This window comes from Actinomyces procaprae (assembly GCF_004798665.1).
GTDB lineage: Bacteria > Actinomycetota > Actinomycetes > Actinomycetales > Actinomycetaceae > Actinomyces > Actinomyces procaprae.
This window is the reverse complement of record NZ_CP039292.1, coordinates 2662252-2677828: the sequence shown is the minus strand read 5'-3', so window position 1 is coordinate 2677828 and position 15577 is coordinate 2662252. Positions and strand designations below refer to the sequence as shown.

Annotated in this window: 13 protein-coding genes and 1 pseudogene; 6 read left to right on the top strand and 8 right to left on the bottom strand. The window is 70.6% G+C overall.

The genetic code is table 11. From position 1 onward, the window contains the following. Positions 1–9: 9 nt before the first annotated feature. From E4J16_RS10950 to E4J16_RS10940, 3 genes are all read right to left on the bottom strand, one after another. Positions 10–873 (bottom strand): sugar phosphate isomerase/epimerase family protein, encoded by an 864-nt coding sequence (locus tag E4J16_RS10950; protein WP_136314011.1) that lies wholly within the window; start codon positions 871–873, stop codon positions 10–12. A gap of 109 nt (positions 874–982) precedes the next feature. Next, entirely contained in the window at positions 983–1984 is a 1002-nt protein-coding gene (locus tag E4J16_RS10945; protein ID WP_136314010.1) for a Gfo/Idh/MocA family oxidoreductase, read from the bottom strand. A 208-nt stretch (positions 1985–2192) separates the two neighbouring features. After that, on the bottom strand, positions 2193–3209 hold the full coding sequence (locus E4J16_RS10940; protein ID WP_136193709.1) for a LacI family DNA-binding transcriptional regulator: 1017 nt from the start codon (positions 3207–3209) through the stop codon (positions 2193–2195). 210 nt (positions 3210–3419) lie between these two features. Here E4J16_RS10940 and E4J16_RS10935 point away from each other — a divergent pair, with 210 nt between their 5' ends. Next, entirely contained in the window at positions 3420–4574 is a 1155-nt protein-coding gene (locus E4J16_RS10935) for a zinc-binding dehydrogenase (protein ID WP_136193710.1), read from the top strand. Positions 4575–4787: 213 nt separating this feature from the next. Here the strand turns inward: E4J16_RS10935 and iolE are convergent, their stop codons facing one another. The 4 genes and pseudogenes from iolE to E4J16_RS16275 form a co-directional block, all read right to left on the bottom strand. After that, positions 4788–5714, bottom strand: a complete 927-nt coding sequence (iolE, locus tag E4J16_RS10930) for a myo-inosose-2 dehydratase (RefSeq protein ID WP_136314009.1) — start codon at positions 5712–5714, stop codon at positions 4788–4790. 59 nt (positions 5715–5773) lie between these two features. Then, on the bottom strand, positions 5774–6970 hold the full coding sequence (locus E4J16_RS10925) for a Gfo/Idh/MocA family protein (protein ID WP_136314008.1): 1197 nt from the start codon (positions 6968–6970) through the stop codon (positions 5774–5776). A gap of 469 nt (positions 6971–7439) precedes the next feature. After that, on the bottom strand, positions 7440–8228 hold the full coding sequence (locus E4J16_RS10920) for a LacI family DNA-binding transcriptional regulator (RefSeq protein ID WP_168709492.1): 789 nt from the start codon (positions 8226–8228) through the stop codon (positions 7440–7442). A gap of 125 nt (positions 8229–8353) precedes the next feature. Then, positions 8354–8464, bottom strand: a pseudogene (locus E4J16_RS16275) (hypothetical protein); the annotation flags it as partial. A 248-nt stretch (positions 8465–8712) separates the two neighbouring features. Between E4J16_RS16275 and E4J16_RS10910 the strand changes: the two are divergent. Then, complete coding sequence (locus E4J16_RS10910) at positions 8713–8964, top strand: mandelate racemase (RefSeq protein ID WP_136193714.1); 252 nt, start codon at positions 8713–8715, stop codon at positions 8962–8964. 163 nt (positions 8965–9127) lie between these two features. Here the strand turns inward: E4J16_RS10910 and E4J16_RS10905 are convergent, their stop codons facing one another. Then, positions 9128–10486 carry an MFS transporter gene (locus E4J16_RS10905; protein ID WP_136314006.1) on the bottom strand — a complete coding sequence of 453 codons (1359 nt, stop codon included), beginning with the start codon at positions 10484–10486 and terminating at the stop codon, positions 9128–9130. Positions 10487–10583: 97 nt separating this feature from the next. Between E4J16_RS10905 and E4J16_RS10900 the strand changes: the two genes are divergently transcribed. The 4 genes from E4J16_RS10900 to ltaE all read left to right on the top strand — a co-directional run bounded on the left by E4J16_RS10900 (position 10584) and on the right by ltaE (position 15539). After that, entirely contained in the window at positions 10584–11321 is a 738-nt protein-coding gene (locus tag E4J16_RS10900; RefSeq protein WP_136314005.1) for a sulfite exporter TauE/SafE family protein, read from the top strand. Positions 11322–11496: 175 nt separating this feature from the next. Then, complete coding sequence (gene guaA, locus E4J16_RS10895) at positions 11497–13053, top strand: glutamine-hydrolyzing GMP synthase (RefSeq protein ID WP_136314679.1); 1557 nt, start codon at positions 11497–11499, stop codon at positions 13051–13053. Between the two features lie 399 nt (positions 13054–13452). Then, positions 13453–14436, top strand: coding sequence for a glutamine-hydrolyzing GMP synthase (gene guaA / locus E4J16_RS10890; RefSeq protein WP_204519816.1), 984 nt, complete (start codon positions 13453–13455; stop codon positions 14434–14436). 35 nt (positions 14437–14471) lie between these two features. Continuing rightward, positions 14472–15539, top strand: coding sequence for a low-specificity L-threonine aldolase (ltaE, locus tag E4J16_RS10885; RefSeq protein WP_204519814.1), 1068 nt, complete (start codon positions 14472–14474; stop codon positions 15537–15539). The last annotated feature ends 38 nt before the right edge of the window (positions 15540–15577 follow it).

Below are 15577 nucleotides of genomic sequence, written 5' to 3'. Positions count from 1 at the left end.
CGGGTGGGCTCAGGCGGTGAGGATGCGCATTTCGTTCAGCAGCGTCTGGGCCACCAGGTGGAAGTCCAGCTCGGCGGAGTGGTCGTGGAAGATCTCCGAGCAGTACCAGCCGTCGTAGCCGGTCGCCTTGATGGCGTCGACCCACTCCTGTAGCGGGATGGAGCCGCCGCCGGTCCACACGTTGCGGGACACGCCCTGGTCGGGAACCTCGCCGGCCGGCACGGGCACGCCGTCGCACACGTGGACGGCGCTGATCAGGTCCTTGTCCAGCTTGGCGACCTCCTCCGGGGTCGAGCCGGTCACCCAGAAGTGCCAGAAGTCGACGACGATCTTCGCGTTGGGCCGGTCGATGCGCTCCAGGATCTCCAGGGCCTGGTTCACGTGGCACACCGGCGCCCAGCCGAGCGGCTCCAGGAACAGGTCCAGGCCGTGATCGGCGGCGATATCGGCCGCCAGCGCCACGTGCTTGGCGGTCTCCTCGATGACCTCCGCCTCGGGGCGGCCGAGCAGGCCGCGGAAGCGGGGGTCGTCGTCGGCCAGGCGGCCCGCCCTGAAGTCCTGCACGACGGTGACGTCGACCGGGCCGGTGCACATCTGCATGGCCGGGGCGCCCACGACCTGGCCGACGTGGGCCAGCTTCTCCGCCTCGGCGCGGAAGGCCTCGGGCTCGGCCTCCTGCAGGGCGCCGATGCCGGAGACCTCGATGCCCTCCAGGTGCGGCAGCAGTGACTCGGGGGTGAAGCCCGCATCCAGGTAGCGCCATAGCTTGGGGCTCTGCAGCTCGATGCCCTCGAAGCCCACGTCCTTGGCGACGGTGATGTCGTTCAGGGCGGTGCCGTGGAAGGTGGAGGTGACGTTCATGGACAGTTTCATGGTGATCTCCTTCGATCGGGGTGGTGGCGGGCCGGGTCGGGGCCCGCCGGGGTGGTTGTGGCTGTGCGGCTGGGCGAATGGCCGGGTTGCCATCGCCGTGGCGACGGCGTTACCGAGCCTCCGGGATGGCGACCGGCCGGTGGGTGCGCAGGGACTGCGTGGCGGCCTCGGCGATGACCTGGGCGCGCAGGCCGTCGTCGAGCGGGGCGGGCATCGGCGCGGAGCGCTCCAGGGCGTCGACGCAGGCGTCCAGGCTCTTGCGGTAGGTGCCGCGGATGCGCTCGAACCAGCCGGCGTCGAGGCCGTTGGTGCGCAGCTCGCCGGGGCCGTAGTGGTTGACGAAGCCGGTGCGGTGGCGGGCGGCCTCGACCATGCGCTCCGAGCCGTTGACCTCGATGCGCTCGTCGTAGCCGTAGCCGATGCGCCGCTGGGAGTCGATCTGCGCCAGCGCGCCGCCTTCCATGCGCAGCACGGCCACGGAGGTGTCGACGTCGCCGACCTCGGCCACGGCCGGGTCCGCCAGGGCGGCGCCGGCGACGTACACCTCCACCGGCTCCAGGCCGGTGATCCAGCGCAGCAGGTCGAAGAAGTGCACGGTCTGGTCGCGCATCTGCCCGCCGGAGACCTCCAGGTAGGCGATCGGCGGCAGCGAGGGGCCGCGGGTGGTCATGGACACGAGCTCCACCCGACCCACCTCGCCGGAGTGGACGGCGTCGTGGACCGCCGCGTAGGCGGGGTCGTGGCGGCGGTTGAAGTCCATCATCACGGGGATGCCGGCCGTGCGGGCGGCGGCGGCCGCCTCCCGGGCCACGTCCAGGGAAAGGTCGATGGGCTTCTCGCAGAAGACGGCCTTGCCCGCGGCGGCGGCGCGTTTGATGAGGTCGGCGTGGGTGTTGGTGGAGGAGGCGATCAGGACGGCATCGATGGCCGGGTCGGCGAAGACGGTGTCCAGATCGTCGGCGCGGTCGGCGCCGTAGCGGTCGGCGAGCTCGGTGGCGCGGGAGGTATCGACGTCGAAGACGCGGGCGAAGTCCACATCGGGCTGGGCGGCGAGGTTCTCGGCGTGGACGCGGCCGATGAACCCGGCGCCCAGGAGGGCGAAGGTCTGCATGAGGATTCCTTTCGGGTGCCTTGGGCTCGGGCGGGCCAGGGCAGGATCGTGCTGGTGGCCGGGCGGCGGCGTTGCCGGGCGGCTGAACCCACGTGGTTCACACGCGTGAATTCACGTCCTCATCTTCTCTCGCGCGGCGCACCACGTCAATGGGTCGTCGTCGACTTGTCCGTACAAGAGTCGGCGTGCGGCAGCGGGTTCCAGTCCGCTAGACGGTGGAGGAGGCGCGGATGACCAGGTGCCCCTCCGTACACACCTCGCGGGGCGCGGGCGGGTTGTCCGGGGTGCGGGCGAGGGCGGCGGAGCGCTCGACGAGCAGGCGCACCGCCTCGTGAGCCATGTGCGGGTCGGGCTGGTCCAGGCTGGTGAGTGCGAACTCGGCGCGCCGGGCCAGATAGGTGTTGTCGTAGGAGGCCAGGGGGGTGCGACCGGCCCCGCCCGAGCCCAGCTCGCGCAGCACGGCCACGGCGTCGATCGCGAGCATGTCATTGTGGGCGATCAGGCCCATCTGCGGGGTGCCGACGCTCAGTAGGCGCCGGATGGCGGCGCCGGCGTCGTCGGTGCTCGCCTCCTCGGTGGTCAGCGTGAGCCCCACTTTGTGGGCGGCCCGGGCCAGGGCGCGCTCGCGGGCAACGCGGGAGGCGTCGTCGCCGATCCTGGGGGCCACGTACCCCAGGGAGTCAACTCCCTGGGCGTCCAAGTGGGAGACGATCTGCTCGGCGGCGAGCTGCTCGTCGATGTGGACGGCGTCGACCTTCCCGCCGGGCGTGCGCCGACCGATCAGGCACGTCGGGGCCTCGTCTCCCAGTGCCACCAGCTGCTGATCCGTCAGCCACGGGGACACCAGAATCAGGCCGAGCACCCGCACGCCCAGCAGGGAGTTGATCGCCCGGTGCAGGCGCTCCTGGTCCTGGGCGCCGACGGTGACGAAGACGGTGAGCCCCTGTGCGGCGGCGGCGTCGTCGAGTGAGCGGGAGACCTGCTCGAAGAAGGCGTTGCGGAGGTTCGGCAGAACCAGGCCGATCGTGGAGGAGCGCTGGCGTGCGAGCGCGGAGGCCGCCGTGTTGATGCGGTAGCCGAGGGCGGCGGCGACCTGCATGATGTGTGCGCGCGTGTCCTCGGCGACCTTGGGTGAGCCGCTCAGGGCGAGGGAGACGAGGCTGCGCGAGACTCCGGCAGCCGCGGCGACGTCGGACTGGGTGACGTCGTGGCCGCTGGCAGGCATGGCTTTCCCTTCTGTCAGCGCAAGCGAGCCGACAGGAGGGACTTTAGCCGACATGGGCGGCGGGCCCGGGTCACGACTGTGCGCACGCGGCGGCACGGGCGCCAGCCAGCCCGCCATTTGTCAGGACAAATAGGGGTTGTGTGTGTTACGCTGCAAGAGGCCACGCGCCGGGGGCGCGATCGTCGCGTCCGCTTCGAGAGAGACACCCACATGACGAGCAACGAAGCAGCCCTGAACACCACCATCCCGGAAACCATGCGCGCCGCGGTGCTGCGTGATCCCGAGGTCGGCCTCGAGGTCGAAACCATCCGCACCCCCCACCCCAAGAGCGGGGAGGTCCTCATCAAGGTCGCCGCCTGCGGCCTGTGCCACTCCGACCTGCACGTGATCGGAGGCGCCATCGCCTTCCCGCTGCCCGCGGTGCTCGGGCACGAGGTCACCGGCACCATCGTCGAGCTCGGACCCGGCAACGAGCACACCGGCCTGCGGGTCGGACAGAACGTCGCCGGCGGTTTCCTCATGCCCTGCGGCCAGTGCGAGGCCTGCGCCTGCGGCCATGACGAGCTGTGCGGGCCCTTCTTCGACCTCAACCGTCTCAAGGGGGTCCTCTACGACGGCACCACCCGCTTGGCCGCCCTCGAGGGGGACCCCATCTACATGTACTCCATGGGGGGCCTCGCCGAGTACGCGGTCATCCCCTCAACCTCGGTCGCCCCCGTGCCCGACGCCCTCGACCTGGTGCCCGGCGCCATCCTCGGCTGCGCCGCCATGACCGGCTACGGCGCCGTGCGCCGCGGCGCCGACCTGCGCTTCGGGGAGACCGTCGCCGTTGTCGCCACCGGCGGAGTGGGGACGAACATCGTCCAGGTCGCCCGCGCCTTCGGCGCCAGCCAGGTCATCGCCATCGACGTATCCGATGACAAGCTCGCCCCCATGACCGGCTACGGCGCCACCGCGGTGGTCAACTCCGTCACCCAGGACGCTCGCGAGGAGGTCCTGAGGCTCACTGGCGGCAAGGGCGTCGACGTCGCCTTCGAGGCGCTCGGCATTCCGGCCACCTGGAAGACCGCCCTGGACGTCCTGGCCGACGGCGGCCGCATGGTGCCGATCGGCCTGGGCGCCGGCGTGCAGACCGCGGAAGTGGAGATCAACCGCACGGTGCGCCGCTCCCAGAAGATCCTCGGCTCCTACGGCGCCCGCACCCGCCAGGACCTGCCCGCCGTGGTGGACCTGGCCGCCCGCGGGGTCATCAACTACAAGGACGTCGTCTCCCGCCGCTTCCCGCTCCAGGAGGCCGGTGCCGGCTATGAGGCCCTGCGCAACCGCCAGATCCAGGGCCGCGCCGTCGTGGATATGAGCCTGTGAGGCCGACGCGCTGAGCCGCGCCACTTTCGACGACGCCCCGCGAGTCGCCGTCGGGGCTACAGGAACGGGGTCCCGGGTGCGTCCCGGGGCCCCGTGCTGTGGGCGGCTGCGTCGTGCGCCGACAGCTCCCGCTGCGTCCGCGTCCGTCGCGGTGGGGCCCCGGCCACACTGGCCGGGGCCCCACCGCGGGGGCTGAATGCTGGAGAAAGACGCTCAGATCGTCAGGAGCGTGGACTCGATGTAGTCGCGAGCCTTGGCGCCGTACTCGTGCGGGTTGGCGACGGCCGGGTCCTGCTCGGCCTCCACCAGGATCCAGTCACGGTAGCCGTGGTCGATCAGGAACTTGTAGGGCTCGGTGAAGTCGATCATCCCGTCACCGGGAACGGTGAACATGCCCGCCAGGAAGGAGTCCAGGAAGGAGCGCTCCAGGCGCTTGGACTCCTCCAGCTTCTCCGGGCGCACGTCCTTGAAGTGCACGTGTGCCACGCGGTCAATGGTGGCCTCAAGCAGGCCCATGACGTCGCCGTCGCCCACGAAGGCGTGGCCGGTGTCGAACAGGAGGGAAACCTTGTCCGGGTCTGTCAGCTCCATGAGCCTGATGGTCTCGGCCTTGGTCTGCACCACGGTGCCCAGGTGGTGGTGGTAGACGAGCGTGAGTCCGTGTTCCCTGGCGATCTCGCCCAGACGGTTCAGGCCTGCGGCCAGCACGGGCCTCTGCTCGTCGGTGAGGACCGGCTTGTTGGTGAAGATGCACACGTCGCGCTTGCCCTGCACGGAGCCGGTCTGCTCGGAGACGACCACGCGGGTGGCGCCCAGGAACTGCAGGTACTCGCAGGTGGCGGTGAACTCCGGGATCACGGCGTCGACGCCGTCGCGCACGATGAAGGAGGAGAACCACTGGGCGACGATCTGAATGCCGCGGGCCTCGGCGCGCTGCTTGGCGACCTCCTTGGCCGGGAACCAGCCGGCCACCTCGGTGCCGCGGTAGCCCAGGTCCGCGAGGTCCAGGAGCATGTCCTCAAGGGTGTTGAAGGCGCCGACCTCCTTGATGTCGTCGTTGCGCCAGGCGATGGGGTGCATGCCCCAGGTGATGCCGTGGGGGTCGTTGATGGCGGTGGTGGGGTCGAGGCGGAAGCTCATGGTGATCTCCTTCGCTGTGGTTGGGACGGATTCGTTGTGGTGGTAATCGGTGGGCGGGGTCAGGCGTCGAAGGTGGTACGGCCCTGAACGCGCGCGACGTCGTGCCAGCGGCCGTCCGCGGCGGAGGCGACGGCGGCGGCGTCGACCTCGGCGGCGCACCAGGCGTCGGCGGCCGAGGGGGCGTGCTGCTCGCCGGTCAGGACGGAGCGGACGAACTGGGCGGCCTCGATGGACTTCAGGTCGTCGAAGCCCATGGAGGTGCCGATGGCCGGCTGGTAGCGGTGCCACTCGCCCCAGGCGGGGCCGGCCATGGCGCGGCGATAGCCGTGGGTGGGGCCGCCGTCGACGCCCAGGCAGACCTCCAACTCGTTGAGGCGCTCGAAGTTCCAGCGGACCGAGCCCTCGGTGCCGTAGATCTCGACCACGTACTCGGCGCGCGGGCCCACGCTCACGCGAGAGGACTCCATGGTGGCCACAGCGCCGCCGTCGAAGCGTGCGAGCATGCCCACGTAGTCCTCGTTCTCCACCTCGCCGACCTCGTCGCCGATCTCGAAGCCGGAGTGGCCGATGCCGATCTTGGTGGGGATGGGACGCTGCTTGATGAAGGTGTCGGTCAGGGCGGTGACCGAGGCGATGCGGCCGATCAAGTACTGGGCCAGGTCCGCGCCGTGGCTCATCAGGTCGGGGACGACGCCGGCGCCCGCCTTCTCCCGGGAGGCTCGCCAGGTCAGCGGGCTGCGGGGTGAGGAGTTGTAGTCGGCGATGAACCAGACGCGGGCATTGGTGATGCGGCCGAGCTCGCCCGAGCGGATGAGCTCGCGCATGTACTCGATCGCGGGCACGTGCCGGTAGTTGAAGCCGACACAGGTGGCCAGGCCGGCGGCCTCGGCCGCCTGGGCGATGTGCTTGGACTGCGCGGCGGAGGTGCCCATGGGCTTCTCAATCCAGAAGGGCTTGCCGGCCTCGATCGCGGCCAGGGCGATCTCCTCGTGCAGGAAGTTGGGGGAGGCGATGGACACGACCTCCACCTCGGGGTCGGCCAACAGCTCGCGGTAGTCGGCGTAGGCGCGCTCGAAGCCGAGATCCTCCACCGCGGCCCGTTGCGCCTCCTCGATCGGGTCGGCGGCGGCCACCAGGCGGGCCTCGACGCCCAGCTCGGGGAAGCGCTCGGACAGGGCGCGGTAGCTGCGGGCGTGCAGGCGGCCCATCCAGCCCAGGGAGATGACTCCGACTCCGAGTTTGCGTTTGGTGCTCATGGGGGCTCCTTCGGCGACCGCCGTGGTCGGCATAGTGATGAAAATGGCGAAACCAGGGTGGTAACGCGCGTCAGCGATGACGCGAAGCAGTCTATGTGCCCTCAATTTGTCCTGTCAAGGGATGAGTTGGAGAAGCGGAGCGGGAGGTGTGCAGCACCCCTCCCCGTCCCCGCTCCTGCATCGAGGTCGGTCGACGTTACGAACGAGGTCGGTAGACGTTACCGTCGAGGTCGGTCGAAGTGGCGCCCGGTGCCATGCTCCCGCATCCTTGTCCCGGTTGTGTGGGTGATCGGGGGCCGAGGGTCGGTTGCGGTGTCCGCGTGCGCGGCCGCGAACACCGTAGTTGGACCGCTGTTCCCCGGTTGGACCCCTGTGCCCCCGTTGGACCGCCGTAACCGGCGGCTACGGCGGTCCAACGGGGCGTGAGCGGTCCAACGGGGCGTAGGCGGTCCACCCACCCATCGCGGACTCACACATCCGAGCCCGGGTGTCGGGCGGTGGAGGCGCGCTCGACAAGGCGCGCGGGGACCGTCCGGTGGAAGCCGGATATGTCGCCCGGTGTCAGTAGTGCCTCAAGGGCGCCGGCCGCCAGCATCTCCGGACGCTGGTCGATGCTCGTGATGCGCAGCTCGGCGCGCTCCGCCAGGGAGGTGTTGTCGTAGGAGGAGATGCCCAACTGCTGCGGGATGTCCAGCCCCAGACTGAGTCCGGCGGCGACGGCGTCGATCGCCAGCAGGTCGTTGTAGGCGATCAGCCCCAGCGGTCCGCTCCCGGCGTCCATGGCCCGGGTGATGCCTGACCTGATGCCGGCGTCGGCGTCGACCTCAATGAGGTCGATCCCGGCGCTCGCGGCGGCGCTACGGCACTGCTCAATCCGCTCGCCCAGGATGGCCTCCCTCAGTCGGGCGACGGGAGATAGGAATGCCAGGCGCGTGTATCCCCGGGAGGCCAGGTGCGCAACGGTCAGACGCGCGGCGTCGGCCTCGTCCAGGCGAACCGTGGCGACGCCGACGGACTCCGGCAGGCTGCGATCGATGACGCACAGGCGGATCCGCCGTCCCAGGTCTCGCAGCTGCTCGGCCGTCATGGAGGTGCCCGGCAGGATCAGGCCGGCCGGACGCAGCGACAGCACGTCGTCGATCGTGGAGCTCTCCAGATCATCGGTGAGGTCCGATACCAGCGCCACCAGCGTGTAGCCGGCCTGTTTGGCGTGGTGGCGCAGGGAGCGCAGCAACCGGTCGAAGAACGGGTTGTCCAAGATAGGGGACGACGACGGCCAGGCGCAGGGAGTGCCGGGCGGCCAATTCCGCGGCGGCGGCGTGGGGGGTGGTAGTCCAGGCGCGCCGCGGTGTCAAGGATGCGTCGGCGCGTCTGGTCCGACATTCGCCCCTCGCCCTTGAGGGCCAGGGAGACCAGTCCGCGGGAGACTCCGGCGGCGTCGGCGACATCCTGCTGGGTGGCGTGGGGCTGTGCCGGACGCGGAGTGGGGGACACGGCTGCTCCTGTACGGCCCGTGGCGGGCGGGATTGGACCGCCTCAGGATAGATGACGGGCTCCGGCGGCGGGTCGGCTGCTCGCCGGGCGTGATGCGCTTATCAGAAGTTTGTCTTTACAAAGCGCCGGCGAGGTTCGTAATGTACTGCCTGCCGGTCAGCCAGGCCGGTGCCGACCATCAGGTCGGGCACACCGCTGTGCGGGCCGCCCGACCGGTTCCGCACACAGGAACCGGAAGGAAAGCCAACATGAACGCTCCCGTCATCGACGCCGTCGCCGTCACCACCCCGAAGCCCGCCACCTCCGCTCAGGACGAGGCCAAGTCCGCCGACGTGCTCACCTTCCAGATCGGAATGGCGATCGTTGCCGCGGTGCTGCTGGTGATGACCATCGTCGGCGTTATCGTCGCCTCCGCGCCCCTGCTCATCGCATCCGGCCTGCTCACCGTCGTGGCCGCTCTGGTCAACGTGAGCACCGGCGTGAGCCTCTCGGTCGCGTGACGCGTTGAACGGTAACGGAGGAGGGGCGGGGCGCCTACTTCTCCAGAGCTGCGCGGGCGACGCGGACCGCGCAGCACCCAGCCGTTGGACGGCCGGGCGCGGCGAGAATCCCGCGAACCAGGCACCGAGCGCCGGCCCGATGGGTCGGCGCTTTTCGCTGCCCTCAGCGCAGCGCCTCCAGTGCCCACGGCAGCGCCGCCACCGCGATCACGACGGTGAGGACCTGGCAGCTCAGTACGATGCCGGCGGCCGCCGGGGCGGGCACGAGTGCCAGCAGCAGCGCCGGCGCCAGCACGGCCGCCAACTGCACCAGGGGCCTGAGTGCGGCGGTGGCGCGCCGCTGCGAGCGCAGCAGCCACGGGGGCACGAGCGGGTCGATGCTGCCGGTGCACGCCGGCGCCACCGCCAGGAACTGGCAGGCCACAAGCAGCGCATCCACACCGACCAGTAGTGCCGTCAGACCGACGCCATGGACCGTATCGGCCAGCGCCAGCAGTGTGATGCCGCAGGCGGAGGCCCCAATTCCGGCGAGTACCCAGGCATAGGCGAAGTGCTCGCCGTGCCGCCTGGTGCCCAGCAGCGCGACCGCCACCCAGGCGGCCGCCAGCGCGGCGACGACGCCGAGCGGCACCGCCGTCGGTCCCCCTCCCCCGGCCGCCTCCGTCAGCAGGGCCGGGCCCAGGCACAGTGCTGCCAGCCCCAGCGGCAGTGCCTGCACGACCTCGAGCAGCAGCCCGGCCACTACCGTGCGCCGCACGCGCGCGATCGCCAGGTCGCCGCGGCCGATCGGGTGCTGCTCGCCCAGGGTGCCGGTGTCCATCATCACCCAGTCGATGCCGACGGCGGCCTCCAGATCCCCCACCATGCGGCGCAGCGCGGCATAGGCGGCCTCGATGCGGCCTTGGGCCGCGTACCAGTGCGGGGTCTCCGGCAGGCTCAGCGCCAGCAGTAGCGAGACCATGGCTGCTAGCTGGGGGACCACCCAGGCGCGGACCACGCCCTGCCCGGGGGACAGCAGGGCGCCCAGCGCGCCGATCAGGGCCGCTGCGCCGGCCCCGGCCGGGGAGACGGCACGCACGCGCGGCATCAGGCGGCGATGCCCGTGCTCGGCCAGTTCGTGGGCGAGCTTGGGGATTACGACCGTGTAGCCGCCCATGCCCAGGCCGACCACGCCGATGCCTGCAGCGCGCAGGAGCGGCCCGTCCACGGCCGCGACCAGGCATCCCAGTGCGGCCAGGGCGGAGGCGGCGAGCACCGCCGGCCGACGCCCGCAGGCGTGGGAGACGAAGTCCAGGGCGGGCGCCCCGATCAGGGAGCCCAGCGGGAGGGCCGCCAGGGCCATCAGGACGGCCGGCAGTGACTCCCCGCCGACGCCACCGTGGGCGGTCAGCGCGGCCCGGGCGCCGGCGTCGTCCGCCAGTGACACGCCGAGCGCGCCCCAGGCGGCGCCGGAGGCCAGCGCAGAACTGGCGAGCAGTGCCCGCAGGCGCCGTTGCGCCGGGGTGCGCTTAGCGGTCGTCATCAATCGCCTTCCTGCCGGGAGGGGTCGCGGGGCGGGCGGTGCCGGGCTGCGACCATGGGCCCCGTCAGGCGGGGCGCACGGGCTTTAGGATGCCTTTGTGCTGACAATGTTGTCTACCCCGACATGGATCATCCTCATCGTCGCCGCCGCTGCGATCGGCCTGGCCAAGACGGCCCTGCCCGGCGCGGCCACGCTCGCCGTCGCCCTGTTCGCCACGGTACTGCCCGCGAAGGAGTCCACCGGCACCATGCTGGTGCTGCTGCTGGTGGGTGACGTGCTGGCGATCGTCATGTACCGGCGCGACGCCGACTGGGGCACGCTGCGACGACTCGTGCCGGGCGTGCTTACCGGCGTGGTGCTCGGCGCCCTGTTCCTGCGCGTGGCCTCCGACGAGGTCACCCAGAGGTTCATCGGCGTGCTGCTGATCGCCCTGATCGTCATCACACTGGTGCTCATGCGCCTGCCCCGCCCGCCGCAGATCCAGGGGCGGGCGGGTCGCGCCGTCTACGGCACCCTGGCCGGCTTCACCACCATGGCCGCCAACGCCGGCGGGCCGGTGACCACCATGTACTTCCTGGCCTCCCGGTTCTCCGTGGCCACCTTCCTGGGGACGACCGCATGGTTCTACTTCATCGTCAACCTGGTCAAGCTGCCCTTCTCGATCGGTTTGGGCATCATCCGGCCCGACACGCTGTGGATGGACCTGGCGCTAGTGCCGGTTGTGGTGGTTGCGGCGCTGGGCGGGCACCGGCTGGCCAGGCACATGGACAACCGGGTATTCGACCCGCTGGTCACGGTGCTGACGGTCCTTTCCGCCGCCTACCTGCTGGTGTGAGTCCGGGCGCGCCGGCCGGCGGAGGAAGCGGGACGCGCAGACGCCGTCGAGAGCCCGGGAGAATGTGGCGCTCAGCTGTGGCGCTCGCGGACGCCGTCGTCGTCGCGCCGGCGGATCCCGCTATCCTGTGCCGGTGACGACATCTCCCCATGGTGCCACCGGGGAGGAGGGCCGGATCGGCCCCGTCCTCGTGGTGGACTTCGGTGCCCAGTACGCCCAGCTGATCGCCCGCCGTGTGCGCGAGGCGAGCGTGTACTCCGAGATCGTGCCCCACAGCATGCCGGTGGCGGACATGCTCGCCAAGCAGCCGGCCGCCATCATCCTGTCCGGCGGGCCCGCCTCCGTGTACGCCGACGGCGCCCCGAGCGTGGACCCGGCCCTGTTCGACGCGGGTGTGCCGGTGCTGGGCATCTGCTACGGCTTCCAGACCATGGCCCAGGCGCTCGGCGGCACCGTCGGGCGCACCGGCACCCGCGAGTACGGGCACACCGACGCCGACGTCGATCCCGACTCCCGCCTGTTCGCCGGCACCCCCGTCCGGCAGGCGGTGTGGATGAGTCACGGCGACGCCGTGCAGGCCGCCCCGGCCGGATTCACCGTCACCGCCTCCACCTCTCAGACGCCCGTGGCCGCCTTCGAGGACCCCGCCCGGCGCCTGTACGGGCTGCAGTGGCACCCCGAGGTCATGCACTCGCAGTTCGGCCAGCAGGCACTGGCCAACTTCCTCCACGACGGCGCCGGCATCCCCGCCACCTGGACGCCGGGCAACATCATCGACGAGCAGGTCGAGCGCATCCGCGAGCGGGTGGGCGACGCCCATGTCATCTGCGGCCTGTCCGGCGGCGTCGACTCCTCCGTGGCGGCGGCCCTGGTGCACCGGGCCATCGGGGACCAGCTGACCTGCATCTTCGTGGACCACGGCCTGCTGCGCGCCGGCGAGCGTGAGCAGGTGGAGCGCGACTACGCCCGGGGCATGGGCATCCGCGTGATCACCGTGGACGAGTCCGAGCGCTTCCTGACTGCGCTCGCCGGCGTCACCGAGCCGGAGGCCAAGCGCAAGATCATCGGCCGGGAGTTCATCCGCTCCTTCGAGGCCGCACAGCGGCGCGTGATCGCGGAGGTCGGCGCCGCCGGCGGCGAGATCAAGTTCCTGGTGCAGGGCACGCTGTACCCGGACGTGGTGGAGTCCGGCGGCGGTGAGGGCGCCGCCAACATCAAGAGCCACCACAATGTGGGCGGGCTGCCCGAGGATCTGGACTTCGAGCTGATCGAGCCGCTGCGGGCGCTGTTCAAGGACGAGGTGCGCGCCATCGGCCGCGAGCTGGGCGTGCCCGAGGGGATCGTGGCCCGCCAGCCCTTTCCCGGGCCGGGTCTGGGCATTCGCGTCATTGGTGAGGTGACGGCGGAGAACCTGCGGATCCTGCGGGCCGCGGACGGCATCGCCCGCGAGGAGTTGACGGCGGCCGGGCTGGATGAGGAGATCTGGCAGTGCCCGGTGGTGCTGCTGGCCGACGTGCGCTCGGTGGGTGTGCAGGGCGACGGGCGCACCTACGGGCATCCGGTGGTGCTGCGGCCCGTGAGCAGTGAGGACGCGATGACGGCGGACTGGACGCGGCTGCCCTACGACGTGCTGGCCCGCATCTCCACGCGCATCACCAACGCCGTCCCCGAGGTCAACCGCGTGGTGCTGGACGTGACCAGCAAGCCCCCCGCCACCATCGAGTGGGAGTAGTCGTCGGAGTCTCCCTGACCGCCAGGCGGAGCTCCTCGAGGAGACGATGACATGGCCGAGGTCTCGCGGCAGCTCGCCGTTGTCTTGGGCCTGGAATAGGCGCAACCTGAAGGGGCTCTTCCGGTTTGGGGCGGGGGAGCTTACGCCTGGGGCTGCGTGTCCGGGGCGGAAGTGTCAATATCGATGACAAACACTCTCGATGCCGGCGAGAGCCGACCCAGCACCCGCATGATTCCAACGTTTTGTTCGCTGCCGCCAACGCCCCCGGACTCGTTTGTCATCGATTTTGACATCTTGGGTGCCCGCTCATCAGGAGTGGGCGGCTTCTTCCGCGCCGCCCTGGGGGATGGCAGTAGAGTCGGGCGCGAACCCGCGTACGCGACGATGAAGGAGACTGCCGTGGACTTCACCTCCAACCAGCGCCCCGCCGACATGGAGCGCATCACCACCCCCGAGCTGGCGGACGCCTTCATCGCCGAGGCCGTCGACGCCGTGCGCGCGCAGGTCGGCGACGGCAAGGTGCTGCTCGCCCTGTCCGGCGGCGTCGACTCCTCCGTCGTCGCCGCCCTGCTCATCAAGGCGATCGGCAAGCAGCTGATCAGCGTCCACGTCAACCACGGCCTCATGCGCAAGGGCGAATCCGAGCAGGTGATCGAGGTCTTCCGGGACGGGCTGGACGCCAACCTCGTGTACGTCGACGCCACGGACCGGTTCCTGAACCTGCTGGCGGGCGTGGCCGAGCCCGAGACCAAGCGCAAGCTCATCGGCGCCGAGTTCATCAACGTGTTCGCCGAGGAGGCGGCGAAGCTGGAGGGTGTCGGCTTCCTGGGGCAGGGCACCATCTACCCCGATATCCTCGAGTCCGCCGACGGCGTCAAGGCCCACCACAACGTCGGCGGCCTGCCCGAGGACATGGACTTCGAGCTGGTCGAGCCCGTCAAGCTCCTGTACAAGGACGAGGTGCGCGTCGTCGGCCGCCGGCTCGGCCTGCCGGAGTCCATGGTGGAGCGCCAGCCCTTCCCCGGCCCGGGGCTGGGGGTGCGCTGCCTGGGCGCCATCACCCGCGACCGCCTGGAGGCGCTGCGCGAGGCCGACGCCGTCGTCCGTGAGGAGATCGAGGCCGCCGGCCAGGACATCTGGCAGTACTTCTGCGTGGTACCGGATATGCGCGCCACGGGCGTGCGCGACGGCGCGCGCGCCTTCGACTGGCCCGTAATCATCCGCTGCGTCAACACCGTCGACGCCATGACCGCCGAGGTGCCCGAGCTCGACTGGGCGCTGCTGTGCCGGATCACCGCCCGCATCCTGGCGGAGGTCCCCGGCGTGTGCCGTGTGGCCTACGACCTCACCCCCAAGCCCGTCGGCACCATCGAGTGGGAGTAGTCGGGCTTCGAGCCGTCCCCTAAGAAGGAGAAACCGTGCGTAATGAAATGACGAGCAACAACACCGTCGACGGCGGTGCGGCAAGGCGGATGGATTTCCGCAGTGACACGGTCACGCATCCCACGCCGGCCATGCGTCGGGCCATGGCGGACGCCGAGGTGGGCGACGACGTCTACCAGGACGATCCGACCACCAACCGCCTGGAGCAGCTGGCCGCCGAGACGGTGGGCAAGGAGGCGGCACTTTTCGTCGCCTCGGGCACGATGGGCAATCAGCTCGCGCTCATGTCGCACACCGTCAAGGGGCAGGAGGCCATCGTCGGCGCCGACAGCCACATATTCATGCACGAGGTGGGCGCGGCCGCGGTGCTTTCAAGCCTGAATCTGCGCCCCCTGGCCTTCCCGGACGGTGTGCCCGACGCGGCACAGATCCGAGGCGCCATCCGCTCCAGCGACATTCACGAGCCGGCCACGGGCCTGATCTGCTTGGAGAATGGGCTCGCCAATGGTCGCGTGGTGCCGGTGAGCGTGATGCGGGAGGTGCAGGAGGTCGGGCGCGCACACGGCATTCCCGTGCACCTGGACGGCGCCCGCCTGTTCAACGCCGCCACGGCCCTGGGTGTCAAGGCGAGTGAGCTGGCCGCATGCGTCGATAGCGTGCAGTTCTGCCTGTCTAAGGGACTGTGTGCGCCCGTGGGCAGCATGCTCTGCGGGGACGCCGCATTCAATGCGCGTGCCCGCAAGTACCGCAAGCTGCTCGGCGGCGGCATGCGGCAGACCGGCGTGCTCGCCGCCGCCGGCATCCTCGCCATCGAGGAGATGACGCAGCGCCTGCATGAGGACCACGTCAACGCGCGTCTGCTGGCGGAGCTGCTGAACGAACTCCCGGGGGTGGAAGTCGATCTCGACGCGGTACAGATCAACATGGTGTTCGCGACCTTCGACTGGCCCGATCTTGCCGGCCTCAAGAGCTGGCTGGCCGAGCGTGGCGCCATCATCGGCCAGCCGGACGGACAAGTCGTGCGCTTCCTGACCAACAACGACGTTAACGACACCGACTGCCGCAGGCTGGTGGCGCTGCTGGAGGAGTATGCCGCTCGCTGACGCTGCCGACGGCGAGGACCCGGTCAGAACCCGGTGCC